General features: G+C 42.3%; 18 protein-coding genes. 4 read left to right on the top strand and 14 right to left on the bottom strand.

The genetic code is table 11. From position 1 onward, the window contains the following. Nucleotides 1-8 precede the first annotated feature (8 nt). The 4 genes from glgA to topA all read right to left on the bottom strand — a co-directional run bounded on the left by glgA (nt 9) and on the right by topA (nt 7,148). Nucleotides 9-1,475, bottom strand: coding sequence for a glycogen synthase GlgA (gene glgA / locus ACRQQK_RS07740; protein ID WP_457510712.1), 1,467 nt, complete (start codon nt 1,473-1,475; stop codon nt 9-11). Then, nucleotides 1,465-2,682, bottom strand: a complete 1,218-nt coding sequence (gene glgC / locus ACRQQK_RS07735; protein WP_457510711.1) for a glucose-1-phosphate adenylyltransferase — start codon at nt 2,680-2,682, stop codon at nt 1,465-1,467. The genes glgA and glgC (ACRQQK_RS07735) overlap by 11 nt, the downstream gene beginning before the upstream one ends. Nucleotides 2,683-2,961: 279 nt before the next feature. Beyond that, nucleotides 2,962-4,179, bottom strand: a complete 1,218-nt coding sequence (gene glgC, locus ACRQQK_RS07730; protein WP_457510710.1) for a glucose-1-phosphate adenylyltransferase — start codon at nt 4,177-4,179, stop codon at nt 2,962-2,964. 338 nt (nt 4,180-4,517) lie between these two features. Then, complete coding sequence (gene topA, locus ACRQQK_RS07725; RefSeq protein ID WP_457510709.1) at nt 4,518-7,148, bottom strand: type I DNA topoisomerase; 2,631 nt, start codon at nt 7,146-7,148, stop codon at nt 4,518-4,520. Nucleotides 7,149-7,565: 417 nt separating this feature from the next. Between topA and ACRQQK_RS07720 the strand changes: the two genes are divergently transcribed. Continuing rightward, complete coding sequence (locus ACRQQK_RS07720; RefSeq protein ID WP_457510708.1) at nt 7,566-7,814, top strand: YciN family protein; 249 nt, start codon at nt 7,566-7,568, stop codon at nt 7,812-7,814. A gap of 34 nt (nt 7,815-7,848) precedes the next feature. Here the strand turns inward: ACRQQK_RS07720 and aroA are convergent, their stop codons facing one another. Together aroA and ACRQQK_RS07710 are read right to left on the bottom strand one after the other, a co-directional pair. Continuing rightward, nucleotides 7,849-9,129, bottom strand: coding sequence for a 3-phosphoshikimate 1-carboxyvinyltransferase (gene aroA / locus ACRQQK_RS07715; RefSeq protein WP_457510707.1), 1,281 nt, complete (start codon nt 9,127-9,129; stop codon nt 7,849-7,851). A 135-nt stretch (nt 9,130-9,264) separates the two neighbouring features. After that, the gene (locus ACRQQK_RS07710) at nt 9,265-9,720 is read right to left on the bottom strand and encodes a glycine zipper 2TM domain-containing protein (protein WP_457510706.1); all 456 of its coding nucleotides are present in this window, start codon (nt 9,718-9,720) and stop codon (nt 9,265-9,267) included. 29 nt (nt 9,721-9,749) lie between these two features. Here ACRQQK_RS07710 and aat point away from each other — a divergent pair, with 29 nt between their 5' ends. The 3 genes from aat to infA all read left to right on the top strand — a co-directional run bounded on the left by aat (nt 9,750) and on the right by infA (nt 11,491). Then, nucleotides 9,750-10,481: a leucyl/phenylalanyl-tRNA--protein transferase gene (aat, locus tag ACRQQK_RS07705; protein ID WP_457510705.1), complete on the top strand. Its 732-nt coding sequence runs from the start codon at nt 9,750-9,752 to the stop codon at nt 10,479-10,481. Between the two features lie 9 nt (nt 10,482-10,490). Continuing rightward, nucleotides 10,491-11,192 (top strand): arginyltransferase, encoded by a 702-nt coding sequence (locus ACRQQK_RS07700; RefSeq protein WP_457510704.1) that lies wholly within the window; start codon nt 10,491-10,493, stop codon nt 11,190-11,192. An 80-nt stretch (nt 11,193-11,272) separates the two neighbouring features. Further along, nucleotides 11,273-11,491, top strand: coding sequence for a translation initiation factor IF-1 (gene infA, locus ACRQQK_RS07695; RefSeq protein WP_001040192.1), 219 nt, complete (start codon nt 11,273-11,275; stop codon nt 11,489-11,491). 165 nt (nt 11,492-11,656) lie between these two features. Here infA and ACRQQK_RS07690 read toward each other — a convergent pair whose 3' ends face one another. From ACRQQK_RS07690 to ACRQQK_RS07655, 8 genes are read right to left on the bottom strand one after another with little or no spacing between them, the layout of a single operon-like run. Beyond that, the gene (locus ACRQQK_RS07690) at nt 11,657-12,496 is read right to left on the bottom strand and encodes a hypothetical protein (RefSeq protein WP_457510703.1); all 840 of its coding nucleotides are present in this window, start codon (nt 12,494-12,496) and stop codon (nt 11,657-11,659) included. Continuing rightward, nucleotides 12,496-13,638 (bottom strand): beta-ketoacyl synthase N-terminal-like domain-containing protein, encoded by a 1,143-nt coding sequence (locus ACRQQK_RS07685; RefSeq protein ID WP_457510702.1) that lies wholly within the window; start codon nt 13,636-13,638, stop codon nt 12,496-12,498. The genes ACRQQK_RS07690 and ACRQQK_RS07685 overlap by 1 nt, the downstream gene beginning before the upstream one ends. 4 nt (nt 13,639-13,642) lie before the next feature. Then, entirely contained in the window at nt 13,643-13,912 is a 270-nt protein-coding gene (locus ACRQQK_RS07680) for an acyl carrier protein (protein WP_457510701.1), read from the bottom strand. Next, complete coding sequence (locus ACRQQK_RS07675) at nt 13,909-15,069, bottom strand: ABC transporter permease (RefSeq protein WP_457510700.1); 1,161 nt, start codon at nt 15,067-15,069, stop codon at nt 13,909-13,911. Before ACRQQK_RS07675 ends, ACRQQK_RS07680 begins: the two co-directional genes overlap by 4 nt. Next, nucleotides 15,062-15,982, bottom strand: coding sequence for an ABC transporter ATP-binding protein (locus ACRQQK_RS07670; RefSeq protein WP_457510699.1), 921 nt, complete (start codon nt 15,980-15,982; stop codon nt 15,062-15,064). Before ACRQQK_RS07670 ends, ACRQQK_RS07675 begins: the two co-directional genes overlap by 8 nt. Then, a complete protein-coding gene (locus ACRQQK_RS07665; RefSeq protein WP_457510698.1) occupies nt 15,982-16,980 on the bottom strand; it encodes a BtrH N-terminal domain-containing protein in 999 nt (332 codons plus the stop codon). Before ACRQQK_RS07665 ends, ACRQQK_RS07670 begins: the two co-directional genes overlap by 1 nt. Then, nucleotides 16,973-17,398 (bottom strand): hypothetical protein, encoded by a 426-nt coding sequence (locus ACRQQK_RS07660; RefSeq protein ID WP_457510697.1) that lies wholly within the window; start codon nt 17,396-17,398, stop codon nt 16,973-16,975. The genes ACRQQK_RS07665 and ACRQQK_RS07660 overlap by 8 nt, the downstream gene beginning before the upstream one ends. After that, on the bottom strand, nt 17,398-18,546 hold the full coding sequence (locus tag ACRQQK_RS07655) for a beta-ketoacyl-ACP synthase III (protein ID WP_457510696.1): 1,149 nt from the start codon (nt 18,544-18,546) through the stop codon (nt 17,398-17,400). The genes ACRQQK_RS07660 and ACRQQK_RS07655 overlap by 1 nt, the downstream gene beginning before the upstream one ends. Nucleotide 18,547 lies beyond the last annotated feature (1 nt).

The raw sequence follows: 18,547 nt of genomic DNA, 5'->3' as shown, positions 1-18,547 counted from the left end.
ATCATTCATTAATCAAAAATCGCATAGTTGTACATCTTAATGTACTCCAGGGCAGATTCTCGCCAACTAAAATCACTTCTCATTGCCCGTTGCTGAACTTCCAACAACAGATCAGGGTGCTGTAGATAGAATAGAAGTGCACGCTGCATAGTAATGAGCAAAGCTTCTGGTGACGGTTCTTGGAAACCAAATCCAGTCGCCTCGCTAGGGTATTTGTCATAGTCCAATACCGTATCTTTAAGACCGCCGACTTCTCTAACGATTGGCAACGTACCATACGCCATACTGTAGATTTGGTTTAACCCACATGCTTCAAATTCAGAAGGCATTAAGAAGAAATCCGAACCGGCTTCAACAAGGTGTGCATATCGGTTGCTGTACGCCTCAACAAACGCAAACTGTGTAGGGTAAGCGCTCGCTATTTTATGCAGCTGAGCAGCCACTTCTGGCTCCCCTGTTCCCACAATGACCAACTGAACATCGTTATGTAGAAATTTCTCCAGAATTGGAAGAATGTAATGGAAACCTTTCTGATGAGTAAGTCGGCATACCATACCAAACATAGGAACATCACGTTGCGGTAGCTGTAGTTCTTGCTGCAACACTTTTTTACTTGCAGCCTTTCCTTTCTTCAGTGATTTCGCATCATCTGAGTAAACCTCTGGTAGATATGTGTCCGTTCTCGGGTTCCACTCACTGTAGTCACAACCATTCACAATGCCATGTAAATCTCGAGCACGACGAACAAAATCATTAACCAGACCATGAGAGCCTAGCGGAGTCAGAAGCTCTGAAGCGTAGTTCGGGCTAACAGCGTTCACTTTGTCGGCAAATGCGATACCTGCTCTGAGCATACTGATATGGTCGTGACCATACTCAAGAAACTCCATTTCCGATAAATTAAGTTCTGGAATGACTTCTAACTGATGATGAGAAAATATGCCTTTAAACATCGCGTTGTGGATGGTGATGACACTTTTCACACCAGTGAAATAAGGGTCGTTTCTAAAACGAGTTTTAAGAAGAAAAGGAACCAGTCCCGTATGCCAGTCATTGGCGTGGATAATATCGGGTTTAATTCCTAACTTGGGCAACACATCTAAACACGCTGCAGAGAAAAACCCAAAGCGTTCTCCGTTATCCGGATAGGCTTGGTTGTGTTCAGCATAGAGCTCAGGGCGGTCAAAGTAGGCATCGCAATCAATAAGATAAATTGGCACGCCTTCCAGTTCTGTTTGGCGAACCTGATAACGAATATGAGGCCAGTGAGTGAGTTCTGTTTCGAGAATCACTTGCGATGAATTTTTGTCTGGTACCGTGCGGTACCCAGGTAAAACAATGGCGACTTGATGACCGAGTTCCAGCAAGGCTTTTGGCAGAGCCTTGGCTACATCAGCCAAGCCTCCACTTTTTACTAGTCCTTGAACTTCTGAAACGGTAAACCACACATTGAGTTGTTCCTTTCTAGAATCCAACTTTCGTTCCTTTTGCTATGACGACGATTCCGTCATCAGATACATGGAATCGTTGTCGGTCCAATTCTAAATTTTCACCAATGACAGTACCGGGGGCGATTTCGACATGCTTGTCGATGATGGCACGCTGAATTGAGCAACCCGCCCCTACTTTCACATCACCCAAGATAACAGATTCACTAATCAAAGAGCCAGCCGCAATATTGCTTCTAAATCCCAAAATTGATTTGTAAATGGTTGATCCTTGGATGTAACTGCCACCTGAAATTAAACTGTCTGTGATTTTAACCTTACGCTCACCAGAATCAACAAAAGTTGCAGGTGGTAACGGTGGATAGTAGGTATGCAAAGGCCAACTGCGGTTGTACAAAGAGAATGGAGGGTTCTTAGCCAAAAGATCCATATGCGCCGACCAATAGGAATCTATCGTGCCGACATCTCTCCAGTAAGTCGTCTGTATCTCACCCTTAATTTTATTTTGTGCGAAGTCATAAACGTATACCCCACCTTGTGGGAACATTTTAGGAATAATATCTTTGCCAAAATCATGACTAGAATCGCGGTCTTCAGCATCCACTTTAAGCTCGTGGCACAGCACCTCTGAATTGAAAATATAGTTTCCCATTGATACCAAAGCCCACTCTGGTTCATTTGGAATTGATTTAGGGTTCTTCGGCTTTTCTGAGAAACCAACCATTTCACCTAATTCATTGACCTCGATGACGCCAAATTGAGAAGCTTCGGAAATCGGCATACGCAACGCCGCAACCGTCAACTTAGCTTCTTTCTGACGGTGAAAATTTAACATCTGCCGGATGTCCATTTTGTATATGTGGTCGGAACCAAAAATGCAGACATCATCTACTTCAGAAAGCTCTATGAAACGTATATTTTGATATATAGCATCTGCGGTTCCTTCATACCAACGTTTACCGTCCCTCATTTGAGCTGGTATAGAATCTATAAAGCGGTCAGTGATACTAGATACATTCCATCCCTTTTTCATGTGTAGATAAAGAGACTGAGACTTGAACTGTGTTAACACGTATATTTTCATCAAGTCTGCATTAACAAAGTTGTTTAAAGCAAAATCGATTAAACGGTAGCTGCCGCCAAATGGCACTGAGGGCTTTGCTCTTTTTTGTGTTAATGGCATCAGACGAGAACCTTCTCCTCCAGCCAAAATCATCCCTAAAACATTAGACAAGTTAAATATCTCCAATCAGATGGTGTAATCTCTTGCAACAACCTACGAATGAAACTCGGTCGCTTACGATTCCGATGATCACACGTGCTTTATTATGTATCGCGTTACTGATTGAAAATATTTAACTCTGTCTTAAGGGTAATATTATTAAAATTAATAATAGCTTTTATATTATTTTACATTCTCGGAAATTAGTTTTTATTCAAAGTAATTATGGCGTTAAATTAAAAAACTAAGGGAAGCATTTCGCTCCCCTTAACGTTCGTTTTTACATGATAGCTATAAGCCGACTTTCGTCCCTTTGGCGATAACCACTATTCCGCCATCAGATACATGGAATCGTTGTCGGTCCAATTCTAAATTTTCACCAATGACAGTACCGGGGGCGATTTCGACATGCTTGTCGATGATGGCACGCTTAATTGAGCAACCAGCCCCTACTTTCACATCACCCAAAATAACAGATTCACTAATCAAAGAGCCAGCCGCAATATTGCTTCTAAATCCCAAAACGGATTTGTAAATGGTTGATCCTTGGATGTAACTACCACCTGAAATCAAACTGTCTGTGACTTTAACCTTACGCTCACCAGAATCAACAAAAGTCGCTGGCGGTAACGGTGGATAGTAGGTGTGTAAAGGCCAACTACGGTTGTACAAAGAGAATGGTGGATTCTTAGCCAAAAGATCCATGTGCGCCGACCAATAAGATTCTATCGAACCAACATCACGCCAATAGGTTGTTTCAATCTCACCTTTTATTTTGTTTTGTGAAAAGTCATACACATAGACGCCTCCGTGGGGAAACATCTTAGGAATGATGTCTTTGCCAAAGTCATGACTTGATTCTGGATTCACGGCATCTTCTCTTAACTCTTCACACAATACCGTCGATTTAAAAATGTAGTTACCCATTGAGACCAAACACCAATCTGGGTCTCCCGGAATAGATTTAGGATTTTCTGGCTTCTCTTCGAAGCCAATCATCTGACCTTCACTATCAACTTCTATTACGCCAAATTTCGATGCTTCTGTTCTTGGCATTCGCAATGCTGCTACCGTCAGCTTTGCTTCTTTTTTAAGGTGAGACTCCAACATTTGACGAATATCCATTTTGTATACGTGGTCAGAACCAAAAATACAAACATCCGCAGCACCTGATTGTTCAACAAACACAATATTCTGATATATGGCATCGGCTGTACCTTCATACCAACGTTTACCATCTCGCATTTGTGCAGGGATAATGTCGATGAAACGGTTGGTAATACCGGAGACATTCCAACCTTTCTTCATGTGAATATAAAGAGATTGTGACTTAAACTGAGTCAAAACATAGATCCTCATTAAGTCAGCATTCACAAAATTATTTAGGGCAAAATCAATCAACCGGTAACTGCCACCGAACGGCACTGAGGGTTTTGAACGCGTTTCGGTTAATGGCATTAAACGAGATCCTTCGCCACCAGCCAATATCATTCCTAGTACACCAAACATACATAACTCTCCATTTATTATATTGACGTCTACCTTGCGTTTTTAGTTGGGGGGGGGGGGCAAGGTAGCGTTGCAGACTGTGTCATACTTTTTCAAAGAACTGACAGAAAAAGCAACAAGTTACATATCTGCTCTTTAGTTTATAGCAGTAGAAAGTACGTAAAAGATGACATAGCTGTTCATTAGTTATAGGTAATATTCTAAAGTATGAGTTCCAGCACAAGTTCGATGATTCTAATTACACTAACCAGACAATAACCCGTTAGCGAATCGCGCAAATTCAAAAAAGAAAAAGGGTAGCGATACGCTACCCTTTTCTATTTAAATCCTAGATTCAATTAGGATTTTTTACGCTTATCCGTAATGTCCCATTTGCCATCAATGTAAAGCGCGGTCCAGCCTGATGGCTTACCATCGTTCTCAGTACGCACATAGTGTTCTTTACTCTTACGGCTAAAACGTACAACTGCTGGGCGGCCATCCGGATCTTTTGCTGGCGCTGTTGCTAAATAGCGGAACTTCTCTGGAAGACGCTCTTTGTACTTAGCCAGCTCTTCAACTAATGGCGCACGAGTTTCGCGAGATTTAGGGAAGTTACTTGCCGCAAAAAACAGACCCGATGCACCATCACGAAGCACAAAATACGCGTCTGAGTTTTCGCATGGTAGTTCAGGAAAATGTACAGGCTCTTCTTTTGGTGGAGCGACTTCACCGTTACGAAGAATCTTACGAGTGTTTTTACACTCCTCGTTAGTACAACCCATGTACTTACCGAATCGACCATTTTTAAGCACCATGTCTGAGCCACATTTATCACACTCAACAACAGGTCCATCGTAACCTTTAACCTTGAACTCGCCTTCTTCGACAATGTAACCATCACAGTTCGGGTTATTACCACAAACGTGCATCTTACGCTTGTCATCAATTAGGTACGCATCCATTGCCGTTTCACAAATAGGGCAACGTTTCTTCGCACGAAGAGCGGCCGTTTCAACGTCTTCTTCTAATACGTTGATAATGCCTTCTTCGTCACCAAGGTTGATCGTTGTCTTACAACGCTCTTTCGGTGGCAATGCATAACCAGAACAGCCTAGGAACACACCTGTTGATGCGGTACGGATTCCCATCGGGCGTGAACAGGTTGGACAAAGAATACTGGTTTCAACGATATGATTTGGTTTCATACCGCCATGATCTTCATCTTGCTCTGCTTTTTCCAAATCTGTACTGAAATCGTTAAAGAAGCTATCTAGAACCTCTTTCCAACTGGTTTCACCAACGGCAATTTGGTCCAGCTTCTCTTCCATACGCGCAGTGAAATCGTAGTTCATTAGATCATCGAAACTTTCGTCTAGACGGTCAGTAACGATTTCGCCCATTTTCTCGGCATAGAAACGACGTTGGTCAACTTTTACATAACCACGGTCTTGAATCGTTGAGATGATTGAAGCGTAAGTCGACGGACGACCAATACCACGTTTCTCAAGTTCTTTAACCAGAGCCGCTTCCGTATATCGAGCTGGCGGTTTGGTAAATTGCTGTCTTGGATCCAACTTCTCAAGTGAAAGCTTATCACCGACTTTCACTGCCGGAAGAATTTGGTCTTCATTCTTACCGAGTGGACGTTGAACACGAGTCCAACCATCGAACTTCAGAATACGGCCTTTCGCTTTCAACGTGTATTCAGCCGCTTTCACACTGACTGTTGTTGAATCGTATTTGGCATCGGTCATCTGACAAGCCACAAACTGGTTCCAAATCAGTGCGTAAAGTTTATGAGCGTCCGCTTCCATACCTTCAAGGTCGTCAGCTTTCACCTCTACACTGGAAGGACGAATAGCTTCGTGCGCCTCTTGTGCACCCTCTTTGCTACCGTAAACTTTCGCTTTTGCAGGTAAATAATCAGCACCAAACTCAGAATTGATGTATTCGCGAACCGCATCCACAGCCTCTGAACTCAAATTAGTTGAGTCAGTACGCATATACGTGATGTAACCAGCCTCATAGAGACGCTGAGCTAACATCATGGTCTTCTTAACACCGTAGCCTAAGCGCGTACTTGCTGCTTGTTGAAGTGTAGATGTAATGAACGGAGCGCTTGCTTTGCTGCTGGTTGGGCGGTCTTCACGCTTACAGACTTCATAAACGGCTTTTTGTAACGCAGCCACAGACGCCATGGCATCCGTTTCATTGGTAGGCCTGAAAGCTTCGCCATCTTTCTGAGCAACTTGAAGGCGGAACGCTTCTTTAGCTGGCGTTGTTGTATCCGCGTGAATATCCCAAAACTCTTCAGGAACAAATGCTTTAATCGCACGTTCACGCTCTACAAGTAACTTTACAGCGACAGACTGCACACGGCCAGCAGATAGGCCACGAGCGACTTTTTTCCACAACAGTGGAGAAACCATAAAGCCAACAACACGGTCCATAAAGCGGCGTGCTTGCTGAGCATTTACGCCATCCATGTTCAAGTCTCCAGGTTTTTGGAAAGCTTGTTGGATCGCATTCTTAGTAATTTCGTTAAAGACTACACGTTTGTATCGCTCTTCATCGCCACCGATGATCTCACGAAGGTGCCAAGCGATAGCCTCTCCCTCGCGGTCCAAATCGGTTGCGAGATAGACGTGGTCTGCATCTTTCGCAAGCTTCTGTAGCTCTGCTACAACTTTTTCTTTACCTGGCAGAATTTGGTAATTCGCTTCCCAACCATGATAAGGATCTATACCCATTTTTTTAATTAGGGAGCTGCGTTCTTTTTCTTTTTTAAGGCGAGCTTTTTCTTCTACGCTTAAATCTTTTGATACCGCAGCAGCTTTCTTAGCAGCGGTTGTTGCAGTACTTTGACCTGCAGTTGGTAGATCGCGGACATGACCGACACTAGACTTAACAATGAAGTCTTTACCAAGGTATTTATTAATTGTTTTCGCCTTGGCTGGTGATTCCACTATAACGAGTGATTTACCCATAATTTGACTCAAATGCCCTTAATCACTATGAAAACGCTCAATCAAACGGCGCTCTACAAGGTTGCTTCTTTTTTTACTATCGAGCCGAACAACAAGAAGATCAACTTGTTTTTTTAAAATCCTTTTTATTTGCTCGACAAATCGACGAATTGTGCTTCTACGTTCAAAAACCCGCACATACTAGAATGGCTTATTACCAGACGCGACTGTAAACGAATTAAATATGGAGCAAATCACAAAAGTGGCAATTGCACAAATCTTACCATTTCTGTTTTCGATCATGGAATTGACCACAAGTAACATTACACTGCCAGAGAAATACTCAAACAGTGCATTGAGTTGACAACCGCCTACCAAGGCAATTTAATTGCCAGTGTTAATTCAGTTTCAGATTTCGTTTTATGAGGTAACACATTAATGAATGACAAAAAAACCGTCAGTGAGTTTGAACTGCTACTAATTGCGAACCAATTAATTCAAGATCACGAGCAGTACTTCGAAGGTTTAAGAGCAGACAGTGTTGAAGAAAAAGACGACGTTTTAGTTTTTAAAGGCAACTATTTTCTAGACGAAAATGGCTTACCAACCGAGAAGACTACGGCGGTATTTAATATGTTTAAATACCTAGCTCATCAGCTGTCAAAAGAGTTCAGTGTCGAAAAATAATAAAAGCCTCATTTGAGGCTTTTATTTCAACAGGTTAATGACTCAGATTTGCAAATTTCTCAAAATAATCCGGGAAAGTTTTTGATGTACATTTCGGGTCATTAATTGTCACTGGTGTATCACTTAGCGCTACCAGCGAGAAACACATAGCCATACGGTGGTCGTCATAAGTGTCAATCGCCGCGTGAGTTAGCTTAGCTGGAGGAGTGATAATGATGTAGTCCTCACCCTCTTCCACTTCTGCGCCAACTTTACGCAGTTCTGTCGCCATAGCGGAAAGACGGTCAGTCTCTTTCACACGCCAGTTATACACATTACGGATCGCTGTTGTACCTTTGGCAAAAAGAGCGGTTGTTGCAATGGTCATCGCCGCATCAGGAATATGGTTGAAATCAAGATCAACAGCATTGAGTTCACCGCGACGAGAGATAACGTAATCGTCGCCCCACTCAATTTCTGCGCCCATTTTCTCAAGCGCATCAGCAAATTGAATATCCCCTTGAATACTGTTTTTCCCAATACCCGTTACTTTAATCTCACCACCTTTAATTGCCGCAGCAGCAAGAAAGTAAGACGCAGAAGAGGCATCGCCCTCAACCAAGAAGTTACCCGGTGACACATAGTTTTGGCCAGCACGAACAACAAACTCTTGGTAATCATGGTTTTCAACCTGAACACCAAACTCTTCCATGATATGCAGAGTGATATCGATATAGGGTTTAGAAACCAATTCACCAATAATTTTGATTGTGATATCGCCTTTTGCAAGCGGGGCTGACATCAAGAATGCGGTCAAAAACTGGCTTGAAATTGAACCATCAATTTCTACCGTACCTGACGCTAAACCAGTGCCTTTAATGCGTAGTGGCGGAAAATTTTCATTTTCAAGATATTCAATATCAGCACCAGCTTGACGCAAGGCATCCACTAAATGACCAATTGGGCGTTCCTTCATTCGAGGTTCGCCAGTCAGTACATAGTCGCCCGAGCCTAAACACAATGCTGCAGCTAATGGACGCATTGCTGTACCTGCATTACCCAAAAACAGCTCTTGGGCCTGAACTGCGGTAAACGGCTTACCCAGGCCTTCAACTTCACACACTGTTTTGTCGTCAGATAATTGATACTGAACACCGAGTTTGGTAAGTGCGTTCAACATATGGCGAATATCGTCACTGTCGAGCAAATTGGTCAGTCGCGTTGTCCCTTTGGCTAAAGCAGCCAACAACAAGGCGCGGTTTGATACACTTTTCGAACCTGGGAGATTCACTTCTCCACTGATTTTTTGAATGGGTTGTAACGTAAGGCTTTCCATTAATGCTGTGTTTCCTTGCACCGCCCTCATATCTCTTTTTATCTGGAGCGATGTAAAATTCTTCGTACTGGCAGACTAACTAAATTCAACCGTGAAAACTAGCCTAAATCTTTAGTCGTCGTGAATTTTTAGTCATCACATTTCTTTGTCCACACGAACACCATCGGCAAAGTATAAAATTCGCACTTTATCTTTTTTGCTGAACAGCATTTGAGCGTCAACATCTTGTATAACGTCAATCCATTTTCCGTCTTTCGTTTCTATCAAAAGTTCCACTAAGCGATACTCAATGCTGTAGGTTCGATTCGCATTATTATGCGCGATACTTCCTCCAGCAATGGCACCTACTGCTGTGGCTACTTCGCGCCCATGACCATCGCCAAACTGATTGCCAATCACACCACCAACCACAGCGCCTAGCAGGGTTTCCCAGCCGTTTGCTTTCGACTGAACAATATCTTGTTGAGAAATGTAGCGAACGCTTTCTATCGTTCCAAAAACGACTTCGTTTACGGGTCTGGCTTGGTTACGTTGATAACCAGCATTGGCAAACAACGGAAAAATCAATATGATCCAAATCCACTTTTTCATTTTCTCTCCTAATCAAAACTGGGGTTTCGATGACGATTTATCTTCCAGAGCTGTCTGCTAATGATTACGGCTTCCCTTCACCTTATGAAGCATTAGAAGACCCAAACGGCTTGCTCGCTTTTGGGGGAGATCTCAACCCAAATAGAGTTTATAACGCCTATAAAAATGGTATTTTTCCTTGGTATGGTCCCGGTGAACCCATTTTATGGTGGAGCCCATCTCCGCGAGCAGTGTTTGATCCTAAGACATTCAAACCCGCCAAAAGTGTGAAAAAATATCAGCGTAAGCAACAATATTTGGTCAGCATCAATCATGCGACTAAACAAGTCATTGAAATGTGTGCGGCAACTCGCTCGCCAGAACAAACTTGGATTCATGCCGAAATGCGCGAAGCCTATGGTGAACTGGCAGATCTTGGCAAATGCCACTCTATTGAAGTATGGCAGAAGGAACAGCTTGTCGGTGGCTTATACGGCATTCAGATGGGGCAGATTTTTTGCGGTGAATCTATGTTCAGTACGCAAACCAATGCTTCAAAAATTGCCTTATGGTATTTCTGTCACCACTTTGCAAAACACGGTGGGCAGCTCATCGACTGCCAAGTAATGAACCCACATCTCGCTTCATTAGGCGCATTTGAATTGCCACGTGACGAATTTATAAATTCATTGCTATCTTTTAGAGATAAAGCAATAAAAGAAGCGTGTTTCAAACGCCAGTGGCTCAGTATTAGCATTACAGATGAATCTGAGTCTGTTTAGGAGTAAAGTGTGAGTTCTGATATACACCAAATTAGAATTGGCCTGACAAACAATCATCCTTGCAGTTATCTCAAAGACCGCATGGAACGTGTTGCTGTCGCACTCGATAGCAATATGCAGTCTGACGAAAATTATGAAATTCTTCTCGCCAATGGTTTTCGCCGAAGTGGCGATACAATTTACAAACCTCATTGCGATACATGTAGCGCTTGTAATGCTTTGCGTATTTCTGTTCCTGGTTTTTCCCCTTCGAAAAGTCAGAAGCGATTAATCAACAAGATAAAACAGCATCTGACTTGGGAACTGAAACCCAAGTTAGATGAAAACTGGTTCTCTCTCTACGCTAAGTATATTAAGGCTCGCCATCGTGATGGCACCATGTATCCTCCGCAGAAAGATGAATTTGATAAGTTTGCTCATTCACAATGGCTGAACACCCAATTTCTTCATATTTATGAAAAAAATCAGCTCATCGCGGTTGCAGTAACAGATATTCTGCCTAATAGTGCGAGTGCGTTTTATACTTTTTTTGACCCAGAATCCCCACTATCTATTGGCACTCTGGCCATTTTAATTCAGCTGGAATATTGCAAAAAAAGCCGTAAACAGTGGCTTTATTTAGGTTATCAAATCGACGAATGCCCTTCTATGAACTATAAAGTGCGCTTCCAACGCCATCAAAGGCTAGTAAATCAGCGTTGGCAAGGGTAGAATACGCCCCAACTTAACTTGTTTAACAATCATCGGCACGATAGGCCGTTGATTTGCGCCACATTTCTAAAGAGGATTAAATGGCTAAAGAAGACGTAATTGAGATGCAAGGTACTGTCCTTGATACTCTTCCAAACACAATGTTCCGTGTTGAGCTTGAAAACGGTCACGTAGTAACGGCTCACATCTCTGGTAAAATGCGTAAAAACTACATTCGTATTCTAACGGGTGACAAAGTTACTGTTGAGATGACTCCATACGACCTATCAAAAGGCCGCATCGTCTTCCGTGCTCGTTAATCTCTGATTTTCGAATGCAACAAAAAGCGGAGCTTAGGGCTCCGTTTTTTGTTGCTGTTCTAAAGAATTAAAAAGCGCATGGTTCAATTGTCGAAATATTTCATGCGTAAAAGACTAAAAGGGAAGCAAATGCTTCCCTTTTATTTCGTTCTCGATTCTTTACAACTAAAATTCTGTACTTATCACCGTGACACAATACTTCCCATCTAAGTGATTGATAAAATGCAATTTACTTAGCCTGACTTCAACAAATCGATTTATAGTATAGAGCATATTCGTTTCATAGAAATCACTAGCTACATCAAACAATTCAAGATAGTCGCACGCCATTATTTTCGCTCGCGACAACTCATCCATTCTGTCACTCATCGCAACATAGCTATGTTCTACTATAGATTCTAAATATCTTGTGAAACCTTTGTAATCCATCATCTCTGACACATGTACAACTTGAGCTAATGCATTGCTTTCCTCTTTGCTCAATAGCAACCAGTTCGAGCCTTCGCCAATTTTCACGTCATCATTGAGGTTTAAGTAGCAATGAGGAGAACTGGACTCGCTCGGCAGTTCATCAATTCCACCAAGCAAAATCTGCGATTCTCGCTTCAAACTTAATTTAACGTCTGAAAGTCGCAATGCGTTCTCAACCACAAAACCTTGGTGTGATAAATTCAAATTCGAGCTATCTAAACCCAGAAATTTACTAATGTAAAAACCAGCGGTGTTGCTTAATGAGTTAATAAAATCGACTGGCTTAGGCGGTGTTTTTTCAATATATCGCTGCTCACATGAACGGCAAAAGACGGACAAATCACCCTGGCCAGAAACCAGATATAGAGCAGTATTCGTGGATAAATCTTGGATACCCGATACGCCCAATATTCCCAGTTGAATAAATCGGTCCGTTCTACGGATATAACTCGAAGCAACTTTCTTGCATTCTTGCTTAATATCAACAGAAGGATCCCGATGAACATAAAATGAAGAGACTTGGTGGATATACATCATGCCTCCTCTTTTTCAATCACGAAAACATTGTTATTTCCGCCAAAACCAAAGCAATTGATCAAAAAGGCACCTTGTTGGCATGGAATAGACTCCTGAGTGGGAGACCAGTTCATTTCAGGGTCAGTAGTTGAAAAGTTGGGCGTTTGTGGAATAAAACCATGGTCAATGGCATTCATCATCAACACTAATTCGCTCGTTCCACAACTCCCTAACGTATGGCCTATATAAGGCTTCAGAGAGAAAAACGGAGGAGCTACCTTAAACACTGACCTCATACCATTAATTTCGGCTAAATCACTCAAATAACTCGCTGTGCCGTGCGCCTTAATGGCACGAATATCCTGACACGACACACACGCATTATCCAAAGCTTGTTGAATTACTTTCGCAACACCAGAACCATCAGGATTAACACCTGTGACACTGTGAGTTTCACAACGACCATCCCCGCCAAGAAAGTGCCAAGGAGATGCCTTGATATCACTACGGCTCATGAGAATCACACTTAATGACTCCCCTAGTATCAAACCATCTCTGGTCAAATCAAACGGCTTACAACTTTCAGTCGCCAAAAGTTGCATAGAGACAAACCCCTCCGCAGAGTGGTCAGCAAAAGTTTCAATCCCGACCACTAAAGCGTAATCGAGTATTTGACTCTCAAGCATAGTGGCGGCATCTAAAATTGCATTTGAACTTGAAGTACAGGCTGTATTGTATGTGAGGCTAAAATCATTTAATCCAAAATGCTCACTTAGTCGTTCAGCATATCTCCCGTTTCCAACTCTCTGCTTTGCAATGGATAGTGTTTCTTGCTGCTCGATGCTTTCTCCAAGGGGAACAGACAAAGATAGATCATTGGAAGCACAGCCGACGAACAAACCACATCGCGAGCGCTGACTAGGGTCAATTGCGCACTGCTCGAAAATCGAATCGATTAATGCAGTTAAATATGGAACAGGGTCGAACAACGCATCGAACTTTCCTTCGCTAAGTATCGCATAGTAAGGAATCGTTCGTTTTTGGTCGAATACCTGAATGGCTTTACTCTGAACGAAAAACTCACCGTTCTGTAACGCTTTTACTTGCTGGTGTTTATCGCCCAAAGCACAAAGAACTTCTCCCGCTAAAATTGTGATCATGAAACTATTCCGGTTGCAGGTGATCGGCAAGATGATTGACCGTCGTGACCACACGGCGGAACTCTTTCGGGTCAACTAAACGCAAGTTAAAGTGTCGTTGAAGCAGCATAGAGATCTGTAATCCGTCAACGGAGTCAAACTCAAGTTCACACTCTGGGGAAAATAGCATTACGTCATCAGACAGTTCATTCGCATCAATGTCATCACGGTCGCACTCTTCAAGAATCATTGTTTTTAGTTTTAATTTGAATTCATTATCCAAAGAGCCTCTCATGCTTCTTTCCTTTTTTTAAATGTAAATATAACAGCCGCAAGGCTAAGAGATATCAAACCAAACAGAGTCAAAGCGATAGCTTCTGGAATGATGTCTCGCACTCCACCACTACGCAGAAAAATATCTAAGAAGCCTTCTAGCCCCCATGACATCGGAGAGATGTTGCTCAATGTTTGCATCGATTCAGGCATCACAACCTTTGGCACCATAACTCCGCCGATAGCGCCTAGAAGAATATTAATTATCCCGCCTATGGTTGTTGCTTGCTCCACACTGTCTACCGAAGTCGCAATTAAAATCGACAGACCAATAGCAGAGATGCTTAACGCTAAAGAGACCAATATCAATCCAAAGACAGAACCGGAAATCGTTAATGGTGCCGCACCGAAATAAGGAACGACGAACATACCGACCCCAATCATTAGCCATACCTGAACTTGGTTAATCAACATATAGGGAATGATTTTCCCAGCAAACAAATTAAGAATGCTGACATTCATCGTCAAAAGCCGTCTTAATGTGTTTTGCTTTTTCTCATTGATAAAGATGGTGGACATCGGAATGATGACGAAAAATAAACCGAAGACTATCCAAGAAGGCACACTTTGCTGTGTTGACGTTGGTTTTTCATTTTGTGCAAACTTGGCATAATTCACTTCAATAAAATCATCGTTAAAAGACTTAACTTCTCGCCCGCCGCGGGAACCAAACTGCTTTTGAATAGCTGAACTCATGATGTCTAACTGATTTTTCATCACAATCAGTGACATCTGACTTTTAAAAATGCTTAACAGTGATGGAGAAGTATCAGCGGCAACCGTCAACTTAATATCTGATAGGTCATTTTCAAAGCCTTCAGGAATATCGACGATAAACTGAACACCTTCCTCTTCAGGGGATAGGTACGTCTCTTCACTGTAATCCAGTTGTGAGAAAGAAGGCGTGTCTGCCAATTCCTCTACTAATGTTTGGCTGGCATGAGTCTGGTCTCTATCTATCACGATATAACTCATAAGAGATTTATCGTCATTCATAACATCTTTTAAGGCGATAGACATAATCAAGATAAACACTGCCGGCATAATAAACAGTGCCGCTAAAGCATGTTTATCGCGACCTATTAGTAAAAACTCTTTCGTAAGCATCGCCTTAAACATCGTTACGATCCTTAGACGTTAGCTGAATAAACATCGATTCTAAAGTTGTTGTTCCATAACGAATATTTTTGACTTTGCGTTGATTTGCTTCCAGCGAGTTAAGAACCTGAGTAATCACTGAAGCCTCTGTGGTATTGAGCAACAGGGTTTCGTTATTGATCACTTGCACCATAGGTTGTGCCTCAAAAAGACCTTCGATAGATTGAGTCTGAGGATAGAGTTCAACGACTACTTGTTGCGCCTCATGATTGTTAACCATCTCATCAATGGTTCCCTGCTTGATTATTTTTCCTGCGTTGATAATCGCAACTTCATCGCAGATCTTCTCAATTTCAGGCATGTAATGAGAGGTATAGACAATCGTTTTATTGTCATTGGCGTAGGCTTTAATACTGTCCAAAATCTCATTACGTGACTCAGGGTCGATACCGACCGTCGGTTCGTCAAAAAACAGAATGTCAGGGTTATTCAACAGGCCAATTGCAATATTCAGTCGACGCTTCTGCCCGCCGGACAAAGTTGATGCCTTTCTCGTCAGCATTGAAGACAAGCGATTTGTTTCGATGGCATATTCAAAGTTTTGATGAAAACGTTCACCTTTAATCCCCTGGATACCAGCGAAAAATCTCAAATTCTCTTTCACGGACAAGTGTTCATAAAACGCAAGACTTTGAGGTATCAACGAACAACGTTCACGGATTTCCTTCAGGTTTTGTGCCAAAGGCATCCCGAAGAAAGTCACGCTACCCGCGTCATAAGTTAATAAGCCATTCAATATAGACATGAGTGTGGTTTTCCCTGCCCCGTTCGGCCCAAGTAAACCAAAGATAGCGTTGGAAGGAATAACTAATGATAAATTGTCTAACGCTTTAACTTCATTGTATGACTTGGTTAGTGCCTCTATTTGGATCATTAAAAGGCTCTCAGAAGTGATTGATAAAGCTTTTGTTCTTGACCTGCAATGGATTCTAGTTTGGATGCAATCATAGAATAATCAATTGCTTGCTTATTTCTCGGACGAATAGCTTTAGCAATCAATAACGCAAATTCTCGCCATTCATCACCTATTGCCGTCATATCTTTTGATGCCTTTTCCAAAGCTTGATTATCAATAAGTGCCGCAGATTCTTGCAGAAATGACGCGTATATATATCGGAACCCTGCCCCTCCCGTACCAATTTCTTCCTGCATACGAATGATATGACCTAAAAACAATTTGGCGTAATGCTCGTCTTTGTTCTCTAGCGCTCGAATATGTTTCGCCAGAAAATACATGCCCTTAAGTCCCGCAATAGGTACTGGTGTTTTCAACATGGATTTGGCGGTTTTTTTGATACTCTTTTTGATTATCTCAGGGTAATCAAGTGATGAGGGTACATAAGTCGGATAATAGAGAGCACCTTTAGGTGCCATAACGCCCTTAACAAAGCGGGCTTTTTGCAATGCCGTTTCATCGGAGGAAACAAGATGTTCGAACACCGGATCGCTAATGGTATAAGTACTGTCTTCTTTACCCACAACTACAAGGTTATGAGCGTTAAAATGGAACCGCATCTCCTCTGGAAAATAAGGAAGCCAAAACACAGAGGTTTGCGCACCTACAATTTTTCCGTCAGCCAATAACGAATCGAGCCTTTTCGTACCTTGCACTGGTTTGGAAAATGTCTCTACTTTCATTTTCACCCCCAATGCTTTTTGCACGCCTTTTATGATTGATTTAGGCATAGAGCGATAGGCGATTAAAGGCATTCCGCTTAGCTTAACAAACGGAAGATAAGCAAAAGTAAGTGCACTGGATAGACCAAACACCATTGGCTCAGATAAAGGCAGTCCATGATGGGTCAATATCGATGACATGACTCCACTTTCGCAGTGCGCATAGTGTTTGTGAGAAAACTCATTACTACTCATGATCGTTTTCCTCAACATTGAGCTCTGGCAAGATGGACAATTGTTCAACGCTGATCCCCAACGCCTCACTGTATGCATTCAACTTTTTAATTGGAAGCTTGGCAAAAACTGTAGGTTTCATATGCCGTTTAACCCGCCATTGAAACCAACCTACTGACTGAGCCAAAACCAGAAGATCCATACGTCGAGCATACATATGGTAATACAAGGGAGACTTCTCTCCTCTTTCAACCAGCTTATAAGCTGCAATCGCCTGACGCTCAAATTCATTGAGCGCTTGTTTGGTCACCAACTCTTCAGCTTCCCACCCCGACGATGCCACGACACCATATTCCCCAGACTCACTGGTGGCATACAAAGCTTTAGCGTTATTGGCGTAAGTAGAAGACTGGTCTTGAGGTACCTTATTCGCTTCCATTACACCACCTTAAGCTGCATAAAGGCCGTAGAAAAACGTCCGCTTTCTGGTACGTAACACAACAATGTGTCACCCACTTTTAACTGTTTTGAATGAAAGAGCTCTTCCAAAATAATATAGATAGACGCAGAGCCTGTATTCCCTTTGGTCGATAAGTTCGTAAACCAACGATCTTGTGGGATATCACAATTAGCCTCTAACATGCCTTGATACAATCGGTCGCGGAAATAACCAGAAGAATAATGAGGTAGGAAGTAAGTAACCCCATCAGAATTCACTTTGCCACTGGCAACAAGATCTCTGAGCGGACGTGTCACTGTATATTCCACAATGTTTTCGTTTAATTGCTTTACGTCTTGTTTTACGGAAAAAACCGATTTGTCTAACCACGACTGAGCAGAATATTCTCTCCACCCTTTTAAACTGCCATCTTCTAATTTTTCAGCCCCTGCATACATACAAGTATCCAACTCATTAGCGTAGGACTTCTGCTCAATCCACTCTATTTCGAGCGAAATGCCATGGTTATTTTTTTCATTGCTAAGCAGCGCCGCGCCGGCGCCATCACTTAGCATCCAACGCAAAAAGTCTTTTTCAAACGCTATTTCAGGTTGACGTTCTAGCTCTTCTACCTTACTGGATACTTCCGCTTCAAATTGACTCGCTCTCATCATAGCCGAAGCATTTTCGGAACCGGTTACAACTGCATTGTTACTTTGACCACTTAATATAGACATATAACCATACTTAAGTGACATTGTTCCTGCTAAGCAGATCCCCGCCAAGGCGACCACTTCGCAACTTGGGACAGCAAGTTCACCATGCACCATTAACGCATGGTTGGGTAACAGTTGGTCTGCGATAGTGGTACCACAAGCAAGAAGCTCAATTTCTTTGATATCAAAAAAATCTGAGTTAAGCCGTTTAATTGCTTCAGCAGTGAGTTGTGCATTCGTATGTGTTGTACAGCCTGTCTCTGGATCAATCGCATAATAACGCTGCTTAATTTGATTAGAACGTAGTATAAGATTTTTAGCTCTTGATGGACGATCGCCAACTTGTCCTAAAACGCTTTCTATCTGCTTGTTGCTTACCGCCTCATTCGGCAAAAAAGCTTGGACATCGTTTATATATACTTTTTTATTCATT

Source organism: Vibrio sp. C8, assembly GCF_054051265.1.
The sequence above is the reverse complement of the archived record's forward strand: the minus strand, read 5'-3'. Positions and strand labels throughout refer to the sequence as shown.

Bases quoted from the DNA above. Each gene is read 5' to 3' on its own strand.
- ACRQQK_RS07720 (WP_457510708.1), top strand. From the start codon at position 7,566: ATGAATGACAAAAAAACCGTCAGTGAGTTTGAACTGCTACTAATTGCG.
- ACRQQK_RS07710 (WP_457510706.1), bottom strand. From the start codon at position 9,720: ATGAAAAAGTGGATTTGGATCATATTGATTTTTCCGTTGTTTGCCAAT.
- ACRQQK_RS07665 (WP_457510698.1), bottom strand. From the start codon at position 16,980: ATGAGTAGTAATGAGTTTTCTCACAAACACTATGCGCACTGCGAAAGT.
- ACRQQK_RS07685 (WP_457510702.1), bottom strand. From the start codon at position 13,638: ATGATCACAATTTTAGCGGGAGAAGTTCTTTGTGCTTTGGGCGATAAA.
- ACRQQK_RS07660 (WP_457510697.1), bottom strand. From the start codon at position 17,398: ATGGAAGCGAATAAGGTACCTCAAGACCAGTCTTCTACTTACGCCAAT.
- ACRQQK_RS07690 (WP_457510703.1), bottom strand. From the start codon at position 12,496: ATGTATATCCACCAAGTCTCTTCATTTTATGTTCATCGGGATCCTTCT.
- topA (WP_457510709.1), bottom strand. From the start codon at position 7,148: ATGGGTAAATCACTCGTTATAGTGGAATCACCAGCCAAGGCGAAAACA.
- ACRQQK_RS07655 (WP_457510696.1), bottom strand. From the start codon at position 18,546: ATGAATAAAAAAGTATATATAAACGATGTCCAAGCTTTTTTGCCGAAT.
- glgC (WP_457510710.1), bottom strand. From the start codon at position 4,179: ATGTTTGGTGTACTAGGAATGATATTGGCTGGTGGCGAAGGATCTCGT.
- aat (WP_457510705.1), top strand. From the start codon at position 9,750: ATGACGATTTATCTTCCAGAGCTGTCTGCTAATGATTACGGCTTCCCT.
- aroA (WP_457510707.1), bottom strand. From the start codon at position 9,129: ATGGAAAGCCTTACGTTACAACCCATTCAAAAAATCAGTGGAGAAGTG.
- ACRQQK_RS07680 (WP_457510701.1), bottom strand. From the start codon at position 13,912: ATGAGAGGCTCTTTGGATAATGAATTCAAATTAAAACTAAAAACAATG.
- infA (WP_001040192.1), top strand. From the start codon at position 11,273: ATGGCTAAAGAAGACGTAATTGAGATGCAAGGTACTGTCCTTGATACT.
- ACRQQK_RS07675 (WP_457510700.1), bottom strand. From the start codon at position 15,069: ATGTTTAAGGCGATGCTTACGAAAGAGTTTTTACTAATAGGTCGCGAT.
- ACRQQK_RS07670 (WP_457510699.1), bottom strand. From the start codon at position 15,982: ATGATCCAAATAGAGGCACTAACCAAGTCATACAATGAAGTTAAAGCG.